19 protein-coding genes are annotated in these 18,537 nt (G+C 65.5%); 10 read left to right on the top strand and 9 right to left on the bottom strand.

The annotated features are described in order from the left end of the window. Positions 1-30 precede the first annotated feature (30 nt). Entirely contained in the window at positions 31-1,239 is a 1,209-nt protein-coding gene (locus ACVWY6_RS08600; protein WP_457538552.1) for a benzoate/H(+) symporter BenE family transporter, read from the top strand. Here the strand turns inward: ACVWY6_RS08600 and ACVWY6_RS08595 are convergent. After that, positions 1,143-2,753 (bottom strand): ABC-F family ATP-binding cassette domain-containing protein, encoded by a 1,611-nt coding sequence (locus ACVWY6_RS08595; RefSeq protein WP_457537408.1) that lies wholly within the window; start codon positions 2,751-2,753, stop codon positions 1,143-1,145. The two genes, ACVWY6_RS08600 and ACVWY6_RS08595, sit on opposite strands and share 97 nt — an antisense overlap. A 211-nt stretch (positions 2,754-2,964) precedes the next feature. Between ACVWY6_RS08595 and ACVWY6_RS08590 the strand changes: the two genes are divergently transcribed. Beyond that, entirely contained in the window at positions 2,965-3,411 is a 447-nt protein-coding gene (locus ACVWY6_RS08590) for a GNAT family N-acetyltransferase (protein WP_457537406.1), read from the top strand. A 51-nt stretch (positions 3,412-3,462) separates the two neighbouring features. After that, the gene (locus ACVWY6_RS08585; protein WP_023957604.1) at positions 3,463-3,789 is read left to right on the top strand and encodes an HPr family phosphocarrier protein; all 327 of its coding nucleotides are present in this window, start codon (positions 3,463-3,465) and stop codon (positions 3,787-3,789) included. A gap of 46 nt (positions 3,790-3,835) precedes the next feature. Here the strand turns inward: ACVWY6_RS08585 and ACVWY6_RS08580 are convergent, their stop codons facing one another. The 7 genes from ACVWY6_RS08580 to ACVWY6_RS08550 form a co-directional block, all read right to left on the bottom strand. After that, the gene (locus ACVWY6_RS08580) at positions 3,836-4,909 is read right to left on the bottom strand and encodes an MSMEG_0565 family glycosyltransferase (protein ID WP_457537404.1); all 1,074 of its coding nucleotides are present in this window, start codon (positions 4,907-4,909) and stop codon (positions 3,836-3,838) included. 41 nt (positions 4,910-4,950) lie between these two features. Further along, complete coding sequence (locus tag ACVWY6_RS08575; protein ID WP_023957608.1) at positions 4,951-5,787, bottom strand: carbon-nitrogen hydrolase family protein; 837 nt, start codon at positions 5,785-5,787, stop codon at positions 4,951-4,953. Positions 5,788-5,837: 50 nt separating this feature from the next. Further along, a complete protein-coding gene (locus ACVWY6_RS08570; RefSeq protein ID WP_457537402.1) occupies positions 5,838-6,149 on the bottom strand; it encodes an MSMEG_0570 family nitrogen starvation response protein in 312 nt (103 codons plus the stop codon). A 44-nt stretch (positions 6,150-6,193) separates the two neighbouring features. Continuing rightward, positions 6,194-7,603, bottom strand: coding sequence for an MSMEG_0567/sll0787 family protein (locus ACVWY6_RS08565; protein WP_457537400.1), 1,410 nt, complete (start codon positions 7,601-7,603; stop codon positions 6,194-6,196). 2 nt (positions 7,604-7,605) lie between these two features. Then, entirely contained in the window at positions 7,606-8,661 is a 1,056-nt protein-coding gene (locus tag ACVWY6_RS08560; RefSeq protein WP_457537398.1) for an MSMEG_0568 family radical SAM protein, read from the bottom strand. A gap of 93 nt (positions 8,662-8,754) precedes the next feature. After that, positions 8,755-9,279: an MSMEG_0572/Sll0783 family nitrogen starvation response protein gene (locus tag ACVWY6_RS08555; protein WP_457537397.1), complete on the bottom strand. Its 525-nt coding sequence runs from the start codon at positions 9,277-9,279 to the stop codon at positions 8,755-8,757. Between the two features lie 224 nt (positions 9,280-9,503). Next, on the bottom strand, positions 9,504-10,184 hold the full coding sequence (locus ACVWY6_RS08550; RefSeq protein ID WP_457537395.1) for a TetR/AcrR family transcriptional regulator: 681 nt from the start codon (positions 10,182-10,184) through the stop codon (positions 9,504-9,506). A 188-nt stretch (positions 10,185-10,372) separates the two neighbouring features. Between ACVWY6_RS08550 and ACVWY6_RS08545 the strand changes: the two genes are divergently transcribed. The 3 genes from ACVWY6_RS08545 to ACVWY6_RS08535 all read left to right on the top strand — a co-directional run bounded on the left by ACVWY6_RS08545 (position 10,373) and on the right by ACVWY6_RS08535 (position 13,252). After that, positions 10,373-11,545, top strand: coding sequence for an acyl-CoA dehydrogenase family protein (locus ACVWY6_RS08545; RefSeq protein WP_457537393.1), 1,173 nt, complete (start codon positions 10,373-10,375; stop codon positions 11,543-11,545). An 82-nt stretch (positions 11,546-11,627) separates the two neighbouring features. Further along, a complete protein-coding gene (locus ACVWY6_RS08540; RefSeq protein ID WP_457537392.1) occupies positions 11,628-12,770 on the top strand; it encodes an acyl-CoA dehydrogenase family protein in 1,143 nt (380 codons plus the stop codon). Positions 12,771-12,796: 26 nt separating this feature from the next. Next, complete coding sequence (locus ACVWY6_RS08535; RefSeq protein WP_023957098.1) at positions 12,797-13,252, top strand: SRPBCC family protein; 456 nt, start codon at positions 12,797-12,799, stop codon at positions 13,250-13,252. Positions 13,253-13,256: 4 nt separating this feature from the next. On the opposite strand, the gene ACVWY6_RS08530 is transcribed toward ACVWY6_RS08535, so the two are convergent. Beyond that, positions 13,257-14,045 carry an HAD-IIA family hydrolase gene (locus tag ACVWY6_RS08530; RefSeq protein ID WP_457537390.1) on the bottom strand — a complete coding sequence of 263 codons (789 nt, stop codon included), beginning with the start codon at positions 14,043-14,045 and terminating at the stop codon, positions 13,257-13,259. A gap of 137 nt (positions 14,046-14,182) precedes the next feature. On the opposite strand from ACVWY6_RS08530, the gene ACVWY6_RS08525 reads away from it, so the two are divergent. Genes ACVWY6_RS08525 through ACVWY6_RS08510 form a run of 4 tightly spaced genes read left to right on the top strand, consistent with a single transcriptional unit; the run spans position 14,183 to position 18,489 of the window. Next, entirely contained in the window at positions 14,183-15,544 is a 1,362-nt protein-coding gene (locus tag ACVWY6_RS08525; protein WP_457537388.1) for a M20/M25/M40 family metallo-hydrolase, read from the top strand. Then, positions 15,544-16,833 carry a molybdopterin molybdotransferase MoeA gene (moeA, locus tag ACVWY6_RS08520; protein WP_457537387.1) on the top strand — a complete coding sequence of 430 codons (1,290 nt, stop codon included), beginning with the start codon at positions 15,544-15,546 and terminating at the stop codon, positions 16,831-16,833. Before ACVWY6_RS08525 ends, moeA begins: the two co-directional genes overlap by 1 nt. After that, on the top strand, positions 16,808-17,521 hold the full coding sequence (locus ACVWY6_RS08515; protein ID WP_457537385.1) for a phosphatidylserine decarboxylase: 714 nt from the start codon (positions 16,808-16,810) through the stop codon (positions 17,519-17,521). Before moeA ends, ACVWY6_RS08515 begins: the two co-directional genes overlap by 26 nt. Beyond that, entirely contained in the window at positions 17,518-18,489 is a 972-nt protein-coding gene (locus tag ACVWY6_RS08510) for a CDP-alcohol phosphatidyltransferase family protein (RefSeq protein ID WP_457537384.1), read from the top strand. The genes ACVWY6_RS08515 and ACVWY6_RS08510 overlap by 4 nt, the downstream gene beginning before the upstream one ends. Positions 18,490-18,537: the final 48 nt, after the last annotated feature.

Here is an 18,537-nt window from a genome sequence, read left to right as displayed (position 1 = left end):
CGAGAGGCACGCGTGTCCTACGGACAACCGATGATCGCCGGTGTCGTCACCGCACTTGTCGGTTTCACCAGCTCGTTTGCCGTGGTGCTCACCGGATTGCGGGCGGTCGGTGCGTCTTCCGAGCAAGCCGCCTCCGGGTTGTTCGCACTGTGCCTGGTGATGTCGATCGGGATCGCGTTCTTGTCCCTGCGATATCGGATGCCTATCACGCTCGCATGGTCGACGCCCGGCGCCGCACTGCTGGCCGGCACGGCAGCCCCGAATGGAGGCTTCGCTGCGGCGATTGGGGCCTTCGTCCTCGTCGGGGTGATGGTGGTGGCGACCGGTCTGTGGCCGCGGCTCGGCTCGTTTGTACAGGCGATTCCGGTGTCCATTGCCCAAGCGATGCTCGCGGGCATCGTTCTGCCCCTGTGCCTGGAGCCCGTGCGCGCGTTCGCCGACGAACCCCTGGCGATTGCGCCCGTGGTGGTGGTGTGGCTGGTGCTCACCCGGTACGCCAAGCGTTGGGCCGTGCCGGCCGCGTTTGCGACGGCCGCGGCGGTGATCGCAGTTGTCCTGATGACCTCGGACAAGGCGGTGTCTGCCGACTCACTCATCCCGCGATTGCAGTTCGTGCAGCCCGAATGGACGTGGCAGGCAGCCGTCGGTATCGCGATACCGCTCTACATCGTCACCATGGCCTCCCAGAACCTCCCCGGCACGGCGGTGATGGCCAGCTTCGGCTATAAGATTCCTTGGCGCGCGGCAATGCTCACAACCGGCATCGGTACCGCTGTCGCCGCACCGGCAGGCGCGCACGCAGCGAACTTGGCGGCAATCAGCGCCGCCTTGTCCGCCGCACCGAGCGCAGATCCCGATCCCCGCCGGCGCTGGATCGCCGCCGCCACCGGCAGCCCGATGTACCTCATCCTCGGCGTCGGTTCCGCGGCCATCACGGCGTTGGTCGCCGTCGCACCGGCCGGTTTGGTGGAAACCGTTGCCGGACTGGCGCTCCTGGACACCCTGGCCGCAGCATTGGCGACCAGTCTCCGGGACGAGAACTCGCGAATCGCGGCAGTACTGACGTTTGTGGTTGCGGCCGCGGGCTTTTCGGCCCTGGGTATCGGTTCGGCGTTCTGGGCCCTTGTTGCAGGATTGGTGGTCTACGGCACGCTGAGGTCCCCGGCGGAGGTGACGTCTCCCGATCGCAACGACAACGACCGGGTGACCCCGAGCCGGGACAGAAATTCTTCGTCGTGACTGACCACGAGTAGCCCCCCATGAAAGCCCGACAACGCCTCGACGAGCTGGTCGACGCTGTCCATGTCGAGATTGTTGGTCGGCTCGTCCATCACCAGCAATTGAATGGGTGGTGACGCAAGGAGCAACCGCGCCAAGGCAACCCGGAAGCGCTCGCCTCCGGACAGGTCGCCGATCAGCCGTTCCACAGCGTGCCCGCGGAGGAGGAATTGGGCGAGGCGCCCGCGGATCGTTTCCGGATCGACGCCCGGGACGGCGGCGCTGACTGTGTCGAGGACGCTCTCGGACGGATCGAGGTCGTCCAGACGCTGCGCCAGATAACCGATCCGATCCGTGTGAGCCACCATGTGGGCATCGCCGACGGCCGGCTCGACTCCCCACAACGTCCGCAGCAGCGTTGTCTTGCCCGCTCCGTTGGGCCCGGTGATGGCCACACGTTCGGGACCTTGGATGACGATGGTCTCGGTAGCCGAACGGATCTCGGCCAGGCGCCGGCCGACGGGCACATCCGGATCTGGCAGCTCGATGCGAATGTGGCGATCATCGCGGATGGACTCATTCGCCGCGTCAACGGCCTCGCGGGCTTCGCGCACCTTGTCGGCGGCCTGTGTCCGAACCCGGCCGGCGGTGTTCTCGGCAGCGCGTTTGCGTTTGCCCAACAGTATCTTCGGCAGATTCCCGTCTGTGGCGTCTTTCCGGCCGGACCGGGCCCGGCGGGCGAGTTTGGTTTCGGCCTCGACCCGTTGTCGCTGTTCGGTTTTCAGTTTCTGTTCGGCCACCCGCAGATCCCGGCGAGCCGCCTCCTGACGATCTCGGACGTATTCGCGGTACTCACTGAGCGGGCCGCCGAACAGGGTGATCCGGTTCTCCCGCAACTCAGCGGTGGTGTCCATCAGCTCGAGCAACGCCGGGTCATGCGAGACCACCAACAACGTGCCGGGCCAGGCGCGCACCATGTCGTACAAACGCCGGCGGGCATCACGGTCGAGGTTGTTGGTCGGCTCGTCCAACAAAGTGATGGGTGCAGCCGCCAACCACAAACCGGCGATGGCAACGAGCATCGACTCACCGCCCGACAACGTGCCCACCTCGCGGCCCAGTTCGATGCCTTGCAGGCCCGCTTGGCGCAGCGCATGTTCGGCACGGGTGTCGATGTCCCAGGCATCTCCCAGGACGTCGAAGAGTTCAGGGGAGGTGTCTCCCGCCTCGATCGCCCTCAGTGCATCGACCCGGGCACTGATGCCCAGCAGATCGGCGATCGTACTGTGCACCTGGAGTGTCAGAGTCTGTGGCAGATAGGAGGTTTCGCCGACCACGTCGATCGATCCCGACGTGGGTGTCATCTGCCCGGCGATGAGCCCGAGCAACGTCGACTTGCCGCTGCCGTTGGCACCGATGAGTCCGGTGCGGCCATGCCCGAAGGTCGCCGTGACGTCGGACAGGGCGGGCGTGCCGTCGGGCCAGTCGAAAGAGATCTCACGTAGGACAACAGCTGATTCGGTGTTCGGGCGCATGTGGCTCCCAAGGGTGAGTGGTGGAAGACGCACCAACTCGATGACCGTTTGATAGCAGCGGTCGAGACACGTCGGCGCGCTAGGACGCGGGGCCGTCGACTGTCTTCACTGCATTCCTCACTGCCGGGAACAGAACGTGATCGAGTGTGCGGGATGTAGGCGAGCGACGCAACTGCTTTTCCGGCCCCTCCGGTGTTGGCACACTGTTCTCATGACGATGATCCGTCCGGCCCGGCCCGACGATGCCGACGTGTTGACGCAGTTGATCGCGGTGTCCTTCGAGCCCTACATCGAGCGGATCGGCGCACGACCCGGGCCGATGTCGACCGACTTCACGTCATTGATCGGACAAGGCTCGGTGTGGGTGGCCGACCGTGACGGCGATGCCGTGGGCACCATCGCGTTGACGGCGAAAGACGACCACCTGTTGCTCGACAATCTCGCCGTCTCACCATCGGCACGCGGACTGGGGGTGGGTTCGCAGCTGCTGGAGTTCGCCGCCGACCACGCGCGCTCGTGTGGACTCGATGAATTACGGCTCCACACGAACGTGGCAATGACCGAGAACCTGCAGTACTACCCACGGCGGGGTTTCCGGGAGACCCACCGCGCCACCGTGGACGGGTTCGAGAGGGTTTACTTTTCCCGGACACTGTGACCGCCGGTGGTTACCCTCGATGGGGTAACTGCCAGCCACGGAAAGTGCCCGATGTATCTACAGGACTTCGAATCAGCCGGAACGCTGACATTCGACGCTGCTGAGAAGATCTCCTGGAAGACCTCGGAGTTCGACACCAAGATCATGCTGGTGGTCGACCGACGCCGGGTGAATGCGAACTGTCTGGCGCTGTGCTGGGACGAGCTCGACATCCATCGCGGCACACCGGTCGCGATCACTGTCGGCGAAGGGCCGACCCGCAACGACGCCGAGGAACGCAGGGCATTGGTCGCGATGGTCGACTACTTCCAGTCGATGACCGTTCCCGAATCACCGAAGAGTCGCCGACGACGCCGGTTCTCCTTCGGCGGGCACTGACCCGGGCCGGCACCGATCCCCGCAGACGGCCCGGCGTAGTCGACGGTCAGCCGTGTCGCCGATAGAACTCGAGGTGCGCTCTGGCCGCATGCTCCCAGGTCAAGTCGGCCGCAAGGGTGCGGCCACGGGCCACGCGGCTCCGATCGGGTGTGAGCGCGGCGCTCAGCTCCGATGCCAGATCGGCAGGTGTGGCGGCGTAACGAACCGTGTCGCCGAACACTTCGTGGAGCACGGGTAGGTCGCGTGTGACGACCGGGGTCCCGGCCGCGAGCGCTTCCATCGCCGCCAGCCCGAACCCTTCCTTGGTGGATGGGAAGGCGAAGACCGACGCCTCGGCCACCAGTGCGGGCAACTCGTTGTCGTCGACAGGGCCGAGCACGATTGGTGAGATACCCAGATCCGTCATCCGCTGGTCGAACTCCTCGCGGTAACCCCGGTAGTCGAACAGGGTCTCTCCCCCGGCGAACACGAGTTTCAGATCGGGCTGCTCGCGAACCATCAGCGCATGGGCGTCGAGCAGGTCGATGCTGCCCTTGCGCGGCTCGATGCCCCCGACCGCGAGCACGTACCGGCCCAGCCGCGATCGCCAGCGGGCGCGCCTGGCCACGGCTTCGGACGAGTCACCTGCGGCCGCCGCGAACCGGGCGGACTGAACGCCGTTCGGGATGACAACCGGCTGGTATCCCCAACCTTCGTGAACCTCCCGTGCGACCGCTGCCGACACACAGATCCGCGCATAGGGTTCGACGATCGCCTTTTCGTGGCATGCCGTGAGAACCGGGGTGGTGAACTGGTCGAGATGGTGAATGGTGCGGATGCACCGTCCGACCGCATTCGCGCTGATGCAGTCCTGCGCGTGCACGATATCGGCTGCGTCCCGGTCGAATTCGGCTCGTAGCACGTCGATCGACCGCACGATCCGGTCGGTGACGGTGTCGCCGTCGCGATCGGTGAAGCGGGCCAGACGCACCGTGACAGCCGGATCCACCGGTCGGAAGAACCCTGGATCGCCACCCCTGGCCAATGACCAGACCGTGACCTCCGCGCCCGCATGCGCCAGTGCCTCCGCGAGATTGAGGGTGTGCACAACACCACCGCGAGGCTTGGTCGAGTAGGTCACGAGGGAGATTCTCGGCGGTCGCTCGCCGGCCCATGCCGACGTCACGACTCGTCCCGCCAGTAGGTGTCCACGCGACGTTCCCGGAGATGATGCAGCACACGGCGCGCCCTGTCGACCTCCGCATCGATGTCGATGTCGCACACCGCCATTCCGCCTTTCGCCCACGTCTTGGCGAGCACTTCCCCGCCGGGGCCGACAACCTTTGCCTGGCCGAGGAATCGCAACTTGCCCATCACTCCCGTTTGATTCGACGAGACCAGCACCACCTGATTCTCGGCGGCGCGCGCTGCGTCGTACAGGTCGAACAGACGCGACTGCCGGTCGTTGGGAAGCCGTGAGGCACGGTCGGTCACGCTGGCGGGCCAGGCCGACAGCGCGGCGATGATCCGGGCACCGTCGAGCGCCAAGGTGCGCGCGGCCTCGGGAAACGTCTTGTCGTAGTCGATCAGCATCCCAATTCGCCCGACCGGGGTGTCGAACGCCCCGAAGTGATCGCCTGCGGAGTACGCCAGCGACTCGCCTGCAGGCTGATGAACTTTGCGGTGCACACCGAGTACGCCGTCGCCGGACAGGCACGCGGCCGCGTTGTAGCGTTGGCCGTCAACGTCTTCGGTGTATCCGACGCACACCGTCATCGGTCCTGCGGCCTCAGCGATTCGAGCCATCTCCGGTCCGTCGATGGCCACCGCAGGAGGGAGGTGATCCACATCCGGTGCCCGAAGATCACCGATGTAGCCGCCGAGTGACGCGTCGGGCAGCACAAGCAGATCGACGTTGTCTCGAGAGGCCGCTTCGATGATGCCGACGATCTTGCTCACCGCACGTTCGACGTCCCGACCGAAGTGGGCTGCCAGTGCGGCAACGCGAATGGGTGGCATGGGAGAAGACTAGTGAACCGCGGCAGATGTGGGCATAATGCTCGCCGAAGTCATCGGCCGGCGCTCTTGGGCTCGATGAGATCAGCACCGGTCATCGCGAGCACCTCGACAGCACCGTCGGGCATGCGGCGCGACACCGCTCGGATCTCCGACATCTGCGCGGCAGCCGACGTGCATGCGAACCCGAACTTTGCACGTACCCGGTCACTCGCCTCGGTGAGGGCACGTGTGGTGAGGCTGACGAACTCCGCTACGGGGTAACGCCCACCCACCTCGAGGTGATCATGCATCACCAAAGACGGCGAATAGCACTGCTGTTCGGTTCCGTTCGGCCAGCGCACGGTGAAGGTCATCTCAGGCATGGGTCAGGACCTCGGCTCGATGTGTCGGTGGTTTGTACTCTGACTCATGCTTCTCCCAACCCGGTCACAGTGCTGTGCACGGCGCTCGTGACGGCACCGTCCGGCCAGCGCAGACCGACACCTGGGGTGTCGGTCAACCGACCACACGTCGCCGAGATCGCCGGTCCGGCATCGGGTATCGACCGCCCCGGATCATCGGCGGTGATCATCGCGAAGCCGGGGAACGCGGTGACCCATTCCCCCACCGTGACACCTGCCGGCCGCGGTATGGCAGCGACGTCGAGTATCGCTCCTGTGCCGCTGGCCTCGGCGAGCATTCCCGTGGTGCCGACCAGACCCGCCATACTGACGTCCTTGGCCGCGGCCGGCGCGGCTCGCCGGACGAAGGTGCCCATCCGCTCGAGTTCGTCCGGCCCACGAAAGGACGTCGAATCCCATTGTTGCCCTGCGTAACCGCGGCGCCATCCGCCGCCCACATCGGTGGTGAGACGTAGAGCGTGTCCCACCCTCCCCCCTCCGGCCGGCACCGGCGAGCCGGTCCGGCCCAGCGCGGTCACCGACAACGACGCCGGCACCCCTGACTGTGTGTGACCCCCGAGTACCGGGACGTTCCACGCCTCAGCAGCTTTCGCCATTCCCCGGATGATGCGCGTCAGCTGTGAGCGGGTCGGCGCCCCCACCGCATCGAGCAATCCGACGGGCGTGGCACCCATCGCCGACAGATCGTTGAGGTTGACGAGAACTGCGCACCAGCCGGCCCATTCGGGGTCTCGCTCCACCATCGACGGGATGATGGCGTCGCATGCGGCGATCATGTCGGTGCCGGGCACAGGGCTGCCGTCATCTCCTCGGAAGCCTGCGGGGCCCAGACCGGAAGCATGACCGGACAACGGCGCCAGCACGTCGGCGAGCATCGCCTTCGTCCCCGCGACCAGGCGCTCGATCTTGTTGATCGGCCAGCGCATTGCCGCATGCGCGGTACCCGCGACGTCCACCTCCCCGGTGTGCTCCCACCCGAGTGATGCGAACATCGAGCGGTAACGCACCTGCACCGCCGCATCGAACCGCAACACGCCTGCATTCTCGGCGTAGGCGCACGCCGCGCGTACCAGCGCAGGCCCGACCCCACGTGCCTGATCGGCGGGAAGTACCACCAGTCTGCTTCCTGTCCACCAGCCGATGTCCTCGGCGGTGGCAGGGGCCAAACGCACGCCGCCGAGTACTGTGCCGTCGTCGGCCACCGCACACAACACCACCGTGCGCGGATCGTCGTCGAGATCATCGTGATCGGTACGGGTGAAGAGTTCTTGGGTACGCACGAACGCGTCGTGACGCAAAGCCCAGTAGGACGCCAGTTGTGCTGTCGTGTCGGAAGGTTGGATGATGAACCCACCGGGGGCGGTGACGCGCCGTGGACCGGTGAGTATGGACAGATCCCTGGCTTCGGTACGCATCGTCAACCACCCACATTCTGAAGAACACTGCATGCGCCACAGGCCGCACAGCCCGCCTTCTGGTCCGAACCTGCCATGCCGGCAGCCGTGAGTTCCTTGGCAACCCGCCGGGTGACGGCTTCGACCACGTCCGCCCGCGGAGCCTGCGCGAAGTCCACATCGACTGCAAGTGAACCCGGGTGTGGACGGAACGGCACCACAAAGGGATACACGCCCATCTCGATCAATTCGCGTGCGCCGTCGACCAGTTCGTCGGGATCTTCACCGAGCCCGATGAGGAGGTAGGTGGACACCTGATTACGGCCGAACACCCGCACCGCCTCGGCCCATGCGGCTCGGTACTCGCCGATGGACACCGTGGCCTTTCCCGGCATCCATTGTGCGCGAACCGCGTCGTCGAGGGACTCGATGTGGATGCCGATCGACTCCGCGCCGGCTTCACGCAGTTCCGTGAGCGTCGCCAGGTCGCCCGGAGGTTCACACTGCACCTGAATGGGTAGTTGTGGGACAACCGCTTTGACCGCACGCACACACCGCGCCAGGTGCTTGGCACCACGGTCTCCGGCCGCAGACGTACCGGTGGTCATCACCATCTGCTTCACCCCGTCCAGGCGCACCGCCGCTTCGGCGACCTCGGCGAGTTCAGCCGGCTTCTTCACGGCCACGGTGGCTCCCGCACGCAGCGATTCCTCGATGGTGCAGAAGCGACACCGCTGCGCCGGGTCGTAGCGGATGCAGGTCTGCATGACCGTGCTCGCCAGGACGTCCCGGCCATGCAGTTTGGCGATCTTCTCGTACTCCGTGCCCGAATCGGTGCGGAGGTCGTAGAACGCCGGTCGATCGATGGCCGACACATCCAGTCCCAGGTTTTCGGACGAACCATCCAGAAGGATTTGGTCACCCTCAAGGACGTACGGACTCAACGGGTTCCGCGGAATCGCTGCGTTGATCCCGTTGATGACGAGATGACCGTCGTCGCTGGGACCCGCTCCGGCCGAACGCCTGACCGGCAACGAACCCCGCACTCCGAGCAACGCAAGATCCACGCGGGCCGTCAACGCTGATTCCGGTCGAGCTCCGCTCCGCTCCGTCGGTGATCCTGGTCGAGCTCCGCTGCGCTCCGTCTCCGATTCAGGCATATCGGATTGCCCTCAGACCATGTAGGTGGAGTTGATGATGGCACCCTTACGGGCGTAATGAATCAACGCATCCTGCACATCAAGCGGATGAGCCGGAATCACACCCTCGATCAAATCCTCCTCACGACCACCATGAAGTGCCAACCCGAACCGACAGCAATACACCGTCCCACCCTCACCGATGAACGTCCCCAACGAATCATTGATGTTCTGCTCACCCGGAAAACCCGAATCACCCGTCGTCGGAAAACCACGCGTGGCCAGACAGTTGATCGAACCCGGGCCATAAAAATACAACGCCGACTCAAACCCCTTCCGCAACGCCCGCGTCGCCTGCAACACCGCCACAAAACTCACCGAGGACTCATGAGCAATCCCATGGACCAACGTGAAGTACGTTTCCCCGTTCTCGGCCTGATAATCCGGGAACAACTTCGTCCCCCCATAAATGTTGCTGCCCTTCGGCAACGACGGATGCGGGATCTCAGCCAAAGACTTCTTGATATTCTCGGCAATGGTCTGATCGATATCGGACATGGCGTCTCCTGGCTGGCGAAGATTGAGGCCGCCTCGGCGACATTGCCGATGGGCGAGAGCCGAACTCGGCTGCGTGTTCCAGTACAGAAGCCGCCTGTTTCCCGGTGGTTATCCAGGGAATAACACTGCGCTGCTCAAGCCTCACCGCCGTAACGCGGAGGTAATCCGGGCTGCGGCGCACCGTCTCGGGTGCCGCGCACCGGTTCGAATCGGTGCGCGAGACGTCAACGCGTGCGCGAGCCGCTCGCCACGCGGTCGATGTTCTCCATCTGAACAGGTGCGAGATGTTTGAGGCCCGCGTGTGCGAGCGCCGTGGCAAAGAGCCCGACCTCGTGGGGCGGGAGTTCGAGGGCAAGGGCCTGCCGGCCGCCGTGGATGGCGATGCCGGCCAGTATCGAGGCGAGGAGCTCGGCGCTCTGCTCGGGCGCGGGCAGAGCCCGCAACGTGTAGTAGGCACGAATGCGCATGGCGATCTGCCCCGAGATGCTCAGCACGAGCTCGTCGCGGATCTCCGCATTGGGCCCGGAGGTGACATCACCGAAGAGCAGCCCGAAGCCGGCAGGATGCTCTGACGCATAGCGGAAGAAGGCCACCATGTCAGCCTTGACCTGCTCCTCCATCGACAATCCCGAGGCGGACTCGTACGCCGCGAACAACCACTCGCGAAGTTTGTCGGCCTCACGGACCAGGCACGCCCGGTAGAGCTGCTCCTTGCTGCCGAAGTGGGAGTAGAGCGTCGGCTTGGTGGCATCGGCCTGCTGCGCGATGGCCTCCATGGAGGTTGCGTGATAGCCGTTGGCGTGGAACACATCTCGCGCTGCGTCGAGGAGTAGGTCATCGCTCGGACGGTTTCCGTTGCTGCGACGGGACGGCGCAGCACCCGATCGTTGCCGAACTTTGGCCATGGTCGCGATTTTACGTCACCGCCACGCCCTCCAGTCCTCAAGCTTCGCCCTTGGCACGACACCATTCATCAGCTAGAATCGGCTTTGTTTGACCGACGAGTAAAACTCTGTGGCGCCGCGAGAAAAAATTGCGTTGGACCATGCCGGAGTTCCTTACGCACGCACACGATCGGGAGTATCAAGGAACAATGCACCTCAAATTGAGCGACGACGAAGTTGCCTTCCGCGAGGAAATGCGGACCTTCTTCACCACCGAGATCCCCAAGGAGATCCGCGAGCGGACCGCCGCGGGCACGCTGAACTTCCCCGACGACATGATCACGGTTCAGCGGATCCTGAACGAGCACGGTCTGGCAGTGCCGAAGTGGCCTTCCGAATGGGGCGGCCGCGACTGGAGTCCCGTACAGAAACACATCTGGCAGAACGAGATGAACCTCGCCTCGGTGCCCGAACCCCTCGCGTTCAACACCGACATGGTCGGCCCGGTGATAGCCAACTTCGGCTCGCAGGAGATCAAGGAGCGTTTCCTCCCCGCCACAGCCAATCTCGACATCTGGTGGTGCCAGGGGTTCTCCGAGCCCGAGGCGGGATCTGACCTGGCATCGCTCAAGACCCGTGCGGTTCGCGACGGCGACCACTACGTGGTCAACGGTCAGAAGACGTGGACCACCATGGCCCAGTACGCCGACTGGATCTTCGCGCTGGTACGCACCAACCCCGATGCTCCGAAACGCCAGGCGGGGATCAGCTTCCTGCTCATCGACATGAAGACCGAGGGCATCACCGTCAGGCCGATCCAATTGGTCGACGGCGGCTTCGAGGTGAACGAGGTCTTCTTCGAGAACGTCCGGGTGCCGGTGGAGAACCTGGTCGGCGAAGAGAACGCGGGCTGGGGATACGCGAAGTTCCTGCTCGGCAACGAGCGAACAGGTGTCACCCGGGTGGGCATCACCAAGAACCGCCTCGCGCTGGCCAAGGAGCTGGCCGCGAAGACACCCGTCGGCGACGGCACCCTGTTGGAGGATCCCCTGTTCGCCGCGCGCCTGGCCGAACTCGAAAACGAGTTGCTCGCACTGGAATTGACGCAGTTGCGGGTAGTGGCATCGTCGGCAGACGGCAAGCCCGATCCAGTCTCCTCGGTCTTGAAGCTCCGCGGTAGCGAGCTGCAACAGGCGTCCACCGAGATCCTGGCCGACCTCGCGGGAGTCGACTCACTGGCTGTGGACGCGGCGGACATCGGCTCCCCGCACTGGGCGCAAGAAACCGTTCCGACGTACCTCAACCACCGCAAGGTCTCGATCTACAGCGGCTCGTCCGAGGTCCAGCGAACCATCATCGCGTCCTCCATCCTCGGCCTCTGACCACGATCCCCATCTACGGACTTCATCCCTGATGCCGACGTCGAGCGCTCGCGGCACCAACTAACGAAGGACTGCCTTCACCATGGATTTTGAACTCAACGAGGAACAGACGATGCTGCGCGACACCGCGCATGACGTCCTGACCAAGTTCTACGACATCGAGAAGCTGCGCGAGGTCACCGCCACCGACCTCGGCTGGAGCCGGGACGTGTGGAAGTCGTTGGCGGAGATCGGCATTCTCGGTCTCCCGTTCAGCGAGGACGACGGGGGCATGGGCGCCGGACCCGAAGAGGTTGCGGCCGTACTCGGCGAGATCGGTCGCAGTCTTGCACCAGAGCCCGTGCTCGACGCGGTGTACGTGCCCGGCGGACTCATCGCCGAGACCGGCAGCGCGGAACAACGTGCCCAGTACCTGCCACAACTCGCCTCCGGTGAACTCCTCGCGGCATTCGCGCACACCGAACCGGGCGACCGGTGGCCGAGCGCGGCTGTCAGTACCACCGCCACGGCATCGGGAGACGGGTACGTCCTCACCGGCCGTAAAAACCCTGTGTTGCACGGCGATTGCGCCGACGTCCTGGTGGTGACCGCCCGCATCGACGCCCAGGGCCAAGGGCAGGGCGAGATCGGCCTGTTCCTGGTGGACGCCACCGCGACCGGCGTATCTCGCACTCCGTTCCGTACGCACGACATGCGGCGTGGTGCCCAGGTGGAACTACAGGAGGCTCCCGCCACCCGACTGGCCGAGGGTGATGTGGCCGCGGCGCTGGTGCGTTCGGAAGTGGTCACGCAGGTCGCACTGTGCGCCGAGGCCGTCGGCGCCATGGAGGAATCGCTGCGGTTCACCACCGAATACCTCAAGCAGCGCAAGCAGTTCGGCGTACCACTGGCGAAGTTCCAGACCCTGACCCAGCGTGCCGCCGACATGTACGTACTCCTCGAGCAGGCTCGCAGCATGGGTCTCTACGCCACGGTCACCCTGGCCGACGGCGACGTCAACCCGATCGTCGCGTCGCGGGCTAAACTGCAGATCTGCCGTTCCGCCCGCAAGATCGGGCAGGAGGCCATCCAGATGCACGGCGGTATCGGCATCACCGCCGAGTACCCGGTCGGGCACTACGTGAGCCGGCTGCTCGCCATCGAGCACACCCTCGGCGGTGCGTCCGAACATCTCCGAACACTGTCGAATCAGATCGCGGACTATGACAAGATCCTGATCGGATAGTGACAACGTTCATTGACAGGAGTTCCATGGCTGCCCCACTGCTCGAAGCGTCCACTCACATCAAGGCCACACCTGAGCAGGTGTGGAAAGTGGTGTCCGACCTGAAGCGGATGGGCGAGTGGAGCCCGCAATGCCGCAAGGTCGTGGTCCGCGGGGGCGGCCCCGTCACTCTCGGCACCAAGACTGTCAACGTGAACAAACGCGGTCTGCTGGTCTGGCCGACCACCGCAAAGGTGGTCCGGTTCGAACCGAACAAGGAGATCGCGTACAAGATCAACGAGAACAACAGCGTGTGGAGCTTCACCATCACCCCCACCGAGGACGGCGTGGAGCTCACCGAACGTCGTGAGGCACCCAACGGCACCACCAAGGTGTCGTCGACGCTGATCAACCTGGCATTCGGCGGCGAGAAGTCGTTCGACGCCGAGCTCACCGACGGGATGCAGCAGACGCTGGGCAAGATCAAGGCGTCGGTGCGCTAGCGCACTACAGTTTCTTCAGCAGTGCGGGCAGGTCCGCGATCGAGTCGATGACGTGATCGGGGACCTGCCCGAACTCGTCTTTGACCAGGGCGTCGAGTTGTTCGGGCAGGAATTTGCCGGTCCGAACCAACACGCCGGTGATCGCGGTCTTCTGGGCGCCCAGCACATCGCTGTACATGTCGTCGCCCACCATCACCACCCCGCCCGGATCACCGACGCCGAGCATCTCCACGGCCGAACGAAAGCCCAGCGGTGACGGTTTGCCGATCGCGCGGATCTTCTTTCCGGTGGCCTTCTGGAGGCCTTCGAGGTACACCCCGGTGTCGATCTTCGGTCCGCTGCTGGTCGACCACGTGAGCGACCGGTGCATGGCGATGGTCGGTACGCCTTCGATCATCCAGCCCAGGGCTCTCGACATCAGCTCGTGGGTGCACGACGGGCCCGCGCCCCCGAAGACCACCACTTCGGGGTCGTCGTCGACGAGGTTCACCCCTGCCATGTCCTCGTTGACCGCGCCCTCGTTGAACACCACAACCCGCTTACCGGGGTGTTTGGTGCGCAGGTACTCGGCCGTCAACACGGCGGCAGTCACGATCTCGTCGTCGCGCACCTTGAATCCCACGTCGGTGAGCGCCTCGGCGATCTGCGCTCGCGACTTGGATGTGGTATTGGTCAAGAACATTCGAGGCAGACCGGTATCGGCGATCTCCTCGAGGGCTTCGACGGCGCCGGGCAGGGCTTTCCACGAGGTGACGAGCACCCCGTCGATGTCGAGCAGCAACCCTTCGGCCATACCTGAGAAACCTAGTCCTGCCTACGGTCGATCGCACGCGGGAGCCGGCAGGTCCGACAATTCTCACAGCGCGGCCCGATCATGCCGAACTCGACTTTTCTGGCGGTCGTGGTGGTCCTTCCGGCATGCTTGGCACCATGGCCGACCAGCTCTCGACGCAGTACTCGACCCTGTCCAAACGTGTGACCGGCCTGATGTCGCGCGCTCACTCCGACCTCGCCGACCTCGTGTCGTTGCCGTCTGTGCACATCGACCCCGACAAACGGGATGACTGCCGGGCCAGCGCTGCCTGGGTTCGCGGAGCGTTCGCCGACGCCGGGATCGAGACTCAGGTGTACGACACCGTCGACGGCAGTCAGGCAGTGATCGGTCATCGCCCCGGCCCGCCGGGATCGCCGACCGTCTTGCTGTATTCACACCACGACGTGCAGCCGGCCGGCCCCGAAGATCTCTGGAACTCGCCGCCGTTTGCACTCACCACTCGCGACGGTCGCTGGTTCGGGCGAGGTGCGGCGGACTGCAAGGGCAACGTCGTCGCCATCCTCACCGCGCTGCGCTCATTTGCGGCGCTGCCGGCGTTGGGGATTCGAGTGGTGATCGAGGGCTCGGAAGAAGCCGGCGGCGAGGGTCTGGATCAACTCGCCCGCAGGCAGCCAGACCTCTTCGATGCGGACATGATCCTGATCTGCGACACCGGAAACGTGGCCCCGGGTGTACCCACGCTCACCACCAGCCTGCGTGGGGTCGCGGGCGTGAAGGTCTCGGTCGAGACCCTCGCATCGGAAGTGCATGCGGGACAGTTCGGCGGCGCGGCCCCCGACGCGCTTGCCGCACTCATCGCCGGGTTGGCGACCCTGCGAGATGCGGACGGCAACACCACGATCGACGGGCTGCCCGCCAGTCAATCCTGGCCCGGCGCAACCTACGATCCTCTGCAGTTCCGCTCCGACTCCACAACGCTCGATGGTGTGGACATCCTCGGCTCGGGCACCCCTGCAGAGATGGTGTGGGCGCGGCCGGCGGTGACGGTGATCGGTTTGGACGCACCGAACACCGACGACTGCGTGGCCGCCATCAATCCCCGCGCCTCGGCGATGCTCAACCTGCGTGTGCCACCCGGCGTGAATCCCGGTGTGGCCGCGTTGGCACTGGAAGGTCATCTGCACAAACACATTCCGTGGCACGCCAAGGTGCAGGTCGACACCGTGATGACCGGGGCGCCGTTCGCTGCCGACACCTCGGGCCCTGGGTACAAGGCGCTCACCGAGGCGATGGGCAAGGCATACCGGGCCGAGGTGGTCCATTCCGGTCAGGGTGGATCGATACCCCTGTGTACGGTGCTCTCGGAAATCTGCCCCAGAGCCGAGATTGCACTACTCGGCGTCGAGGAACCGAATTGCCGGATCCATGCGCCCAACGAGAGTGTGGATCCCGACGAGATCTCGAAAACCGCACTGTCCCTTGCCCTGTTCCTCGCCACGTACACGGTGGACGCCTGATGCGCACAGTCGAGGAACACCAGGCCATCGTCGCAGCCTTGTTCGCCGAGCCCCGGCCTGTCACCGTGCCTGCCGCAGCCGCCCTCGGCAGGGTGCTCGCCGACGATGTCGTCGCCGGGGTCACACTGCCCGGCTTCGACAACTCGGCGATGGACGGCTACGCCGTCATCGCCTCGGACATCGCGCACGCGACGGAGACCGATCCCGTCATCCTGCCTGTCGCAGAAGACATCCCGGCAGGCCGAACCGATCAGCTCACCCTCTCTCCTGGCACGGCCCACCGCATCATGACCGGAGCACCCGTGCCGGCCGGAGCGGACGCGGTGATCCAGGTGGAGCTCACCGACGGCGGCGTTTCCGAGGTGAGGATCAACGCGCCGGTCCCGGCCGGAGCCGCCATCCGCGCCGCCGGTTCCGATATCGGTGCAGGGACCCGTGCCCTCTCGTCCGGGCGCGTTCTGCACGCACCGCAGTTGGGGTTGCTGGCCGCGCTCGGTATCGCCGAGGTCGCCGTGTTCGCGCCGCTGCGGGTGCTGGTCCTGTCGACCGGAAGTGAGCTGGTGCCCGCGGGGACGCCGCTGCAATACGGACAGATCTACGAGTCCAACGGCGCGATGCTGACTGCCGCGGCCATCGAGGCCGGGGCGATCTCCGAACAGGTGCATTTCGTGCCCGATGCCGTCGACCAGTTCCGGGCACGACTCGACGAGTACGTCGACGGCGCGGACGGTACCGCCGTCGACCTCATCATCACCTCCGGCGGCGTCAGCGCCGGCGCGTACGAGGTTGTCAAGGATGCGCTGGTCGGTCACGGGGTGGAGTTCGCCAAGGTGGCCATGCAGCCAGGCATGCCGCAGGGTTGCGGCACCTATACGAGTTCGGGGGGCACTGCTGTCCCGATCATCACCCTGCCCGGCAATCCGGTGAGCGCTCAGGTGTCCTTCGAGGTGTTCGTCCGGCCGGCCCTGCGCGCAGCCATGGGCCTGCCCGCCTCACGGCGCACCACCACCGCGTCGGTCACCGAACCGATCACCTCCCCGAGAGGCAAACGCCAGTTCCGCAGGGGTGAACTCACGATCGCCGACGGTGTCGCCTCGGTGCGACCCATCGGGCCACCGGGTTCACATCACCTGGCATTCATGGCATCGGCAAACGCGTTGCTCGACATCGCGGCGGACACCGACAGGGTCGAGACCGGCGCCGACGTCGAAGTGCTGATCCTGGAGGACAGCTCACCGATGAGCACCTGCGACAATGGCGGCCATGGCCAGACGACCCAGACCTACTGAACCCGAGAGTGTGACCCGCCTGGCACATTTTGCCGACCTCGTGCGGGAAACCGTGCCACCGATCCACCGGGCCGGTGTGCCGTTCGTGGCGGCGGGCGCCGCCGTGGCCCTCGTCGGCCGACGCCACGGCTGGATCCGGACACCGGCAACCGCAGCCACACTCGCCACCGCCGCGTTCTTCCGTCACCCGAGCCGGGTGCCCCCGAACGCTGCCGGAGCTGTGGTCGCACCGGCCGACGGGCAGGTCGCGTTGGTGGACCATGCCGCGCCACCGCACGAGCTCGGGCTGGGCGACACTCCCCGACCACGCGTGTCGATCTTCCTCTCGATCTTCGACGTACACGTGCAACGGATCCCGATCGCCGGCACGGTCGAGTCGGTCGAATACCGGCCGGGCAAGTTCGTCAGCGCCGACCTCCCCGATGCAAGCGCCGAGAACGAGCGCAACTCCATGCTGATCCGCACCGCCGACGGCGCCGAGTTGGTGGTGGTGCAGATCGCCGGGCTCATCGCCAGGCGCATCGTGTGTGAGGCCCGCCCCGACGACCCGGTGTCGCTCGGCGACACCTACGGCTTGATCCGGTTCGGATCTCGTGTGGACGTCTACCTGCCCGATGGCACCCGACCGCTCGTCGCCGTGGGCCAACGCGCCGTCGGCGCGGAGACCGTGTTGGCGCAGCTGGGATGAAAGAGTCCGTTCGCAAGGAACCCTTCCGAAAGGACCCGGGTCGCAAGGACGCGGGCCGACGTTCCGGCAGCCGGGTGGTACCCGCAGGTAGTCCGAGGCGGCGCCGCCGCCCCAGCCGCGCGGGAACGCTGAACACCGGCAAGCTCCTCGTTCCGTCTGCGCTCACCGTCCTTGCCATCTGCGCCGGCCTATCGGCCACCAAGTTCGCTCTCGATGGCCGAATCCACCTGTGCGTTGCCATGATCGCAGCTGCGGCACTCCTCGACGGCCTCGACGGCCGGGTGGCCCGCTTGCTGGGGGCGACTACGCGTATCGGCGCCGAACTGGATTCTCTCGCCGACGCCATCAACTTCGGGGTGGCCCCCGCGCTGACCCTCTACGTCCTCCTGCTCGAGGGCAACGACGTGGGATGGCTGCTGTCGCTGATCTATTGCTGCGCAATCGTTTTGAGGTTGGCGCGGTTCAACACCCTGATCGACGAAGACGACACACCGCAGTACACCAAGGACTTCTTCGTGGGTGTGCCCGCTCCCGCCGCCGCTCTCATCGCGATGTTGCCCATCGCCCTCGAAGAGCAATTCGGAATGGGATGGTGGACCTCGGATGCCACCGTCGGCACATGGATGACCATCACTGCACTGCTGGCCGTCAGTCGCCTGCCGACCGCATCACTCAAGTCGTACGCGGTGCCGCCGAATGCGTTGGTGCTGGTGCTCATCGGGGTGGCCCTGTTCGCCGCCGCGTTGCTGACCTACCCGTATCTGCTCATGGTGGTGGCGATCGGTCTCTACCTGCTGCACATTCCGTTTGCCTGGCGCACCAAGCGATGGGTGGCCAGCCGACCGGAGACCTGGGACTTCCACCCTCGGGAACGCCGGGCCGAACGACGCGCCATCCGGCAAGTGCGGCGCGGCAGGCCGACCAAATCGTCGGCCCGTCTGGGCCTGCGCCGCCCCGGCGACCAGTAACGGGTAGCGAGCACCAGCCCGCGCCGAACGCCGCAGACGGTAGTTTTG

The organism is Williamsia sp. R60 (genome assembly GCF_054063855.1).
The sequence above is the reverse complement of the archived record's forward strand: the minus strand, read 5'-3'. Positions and strand labels throughout refer to the sequence as shown.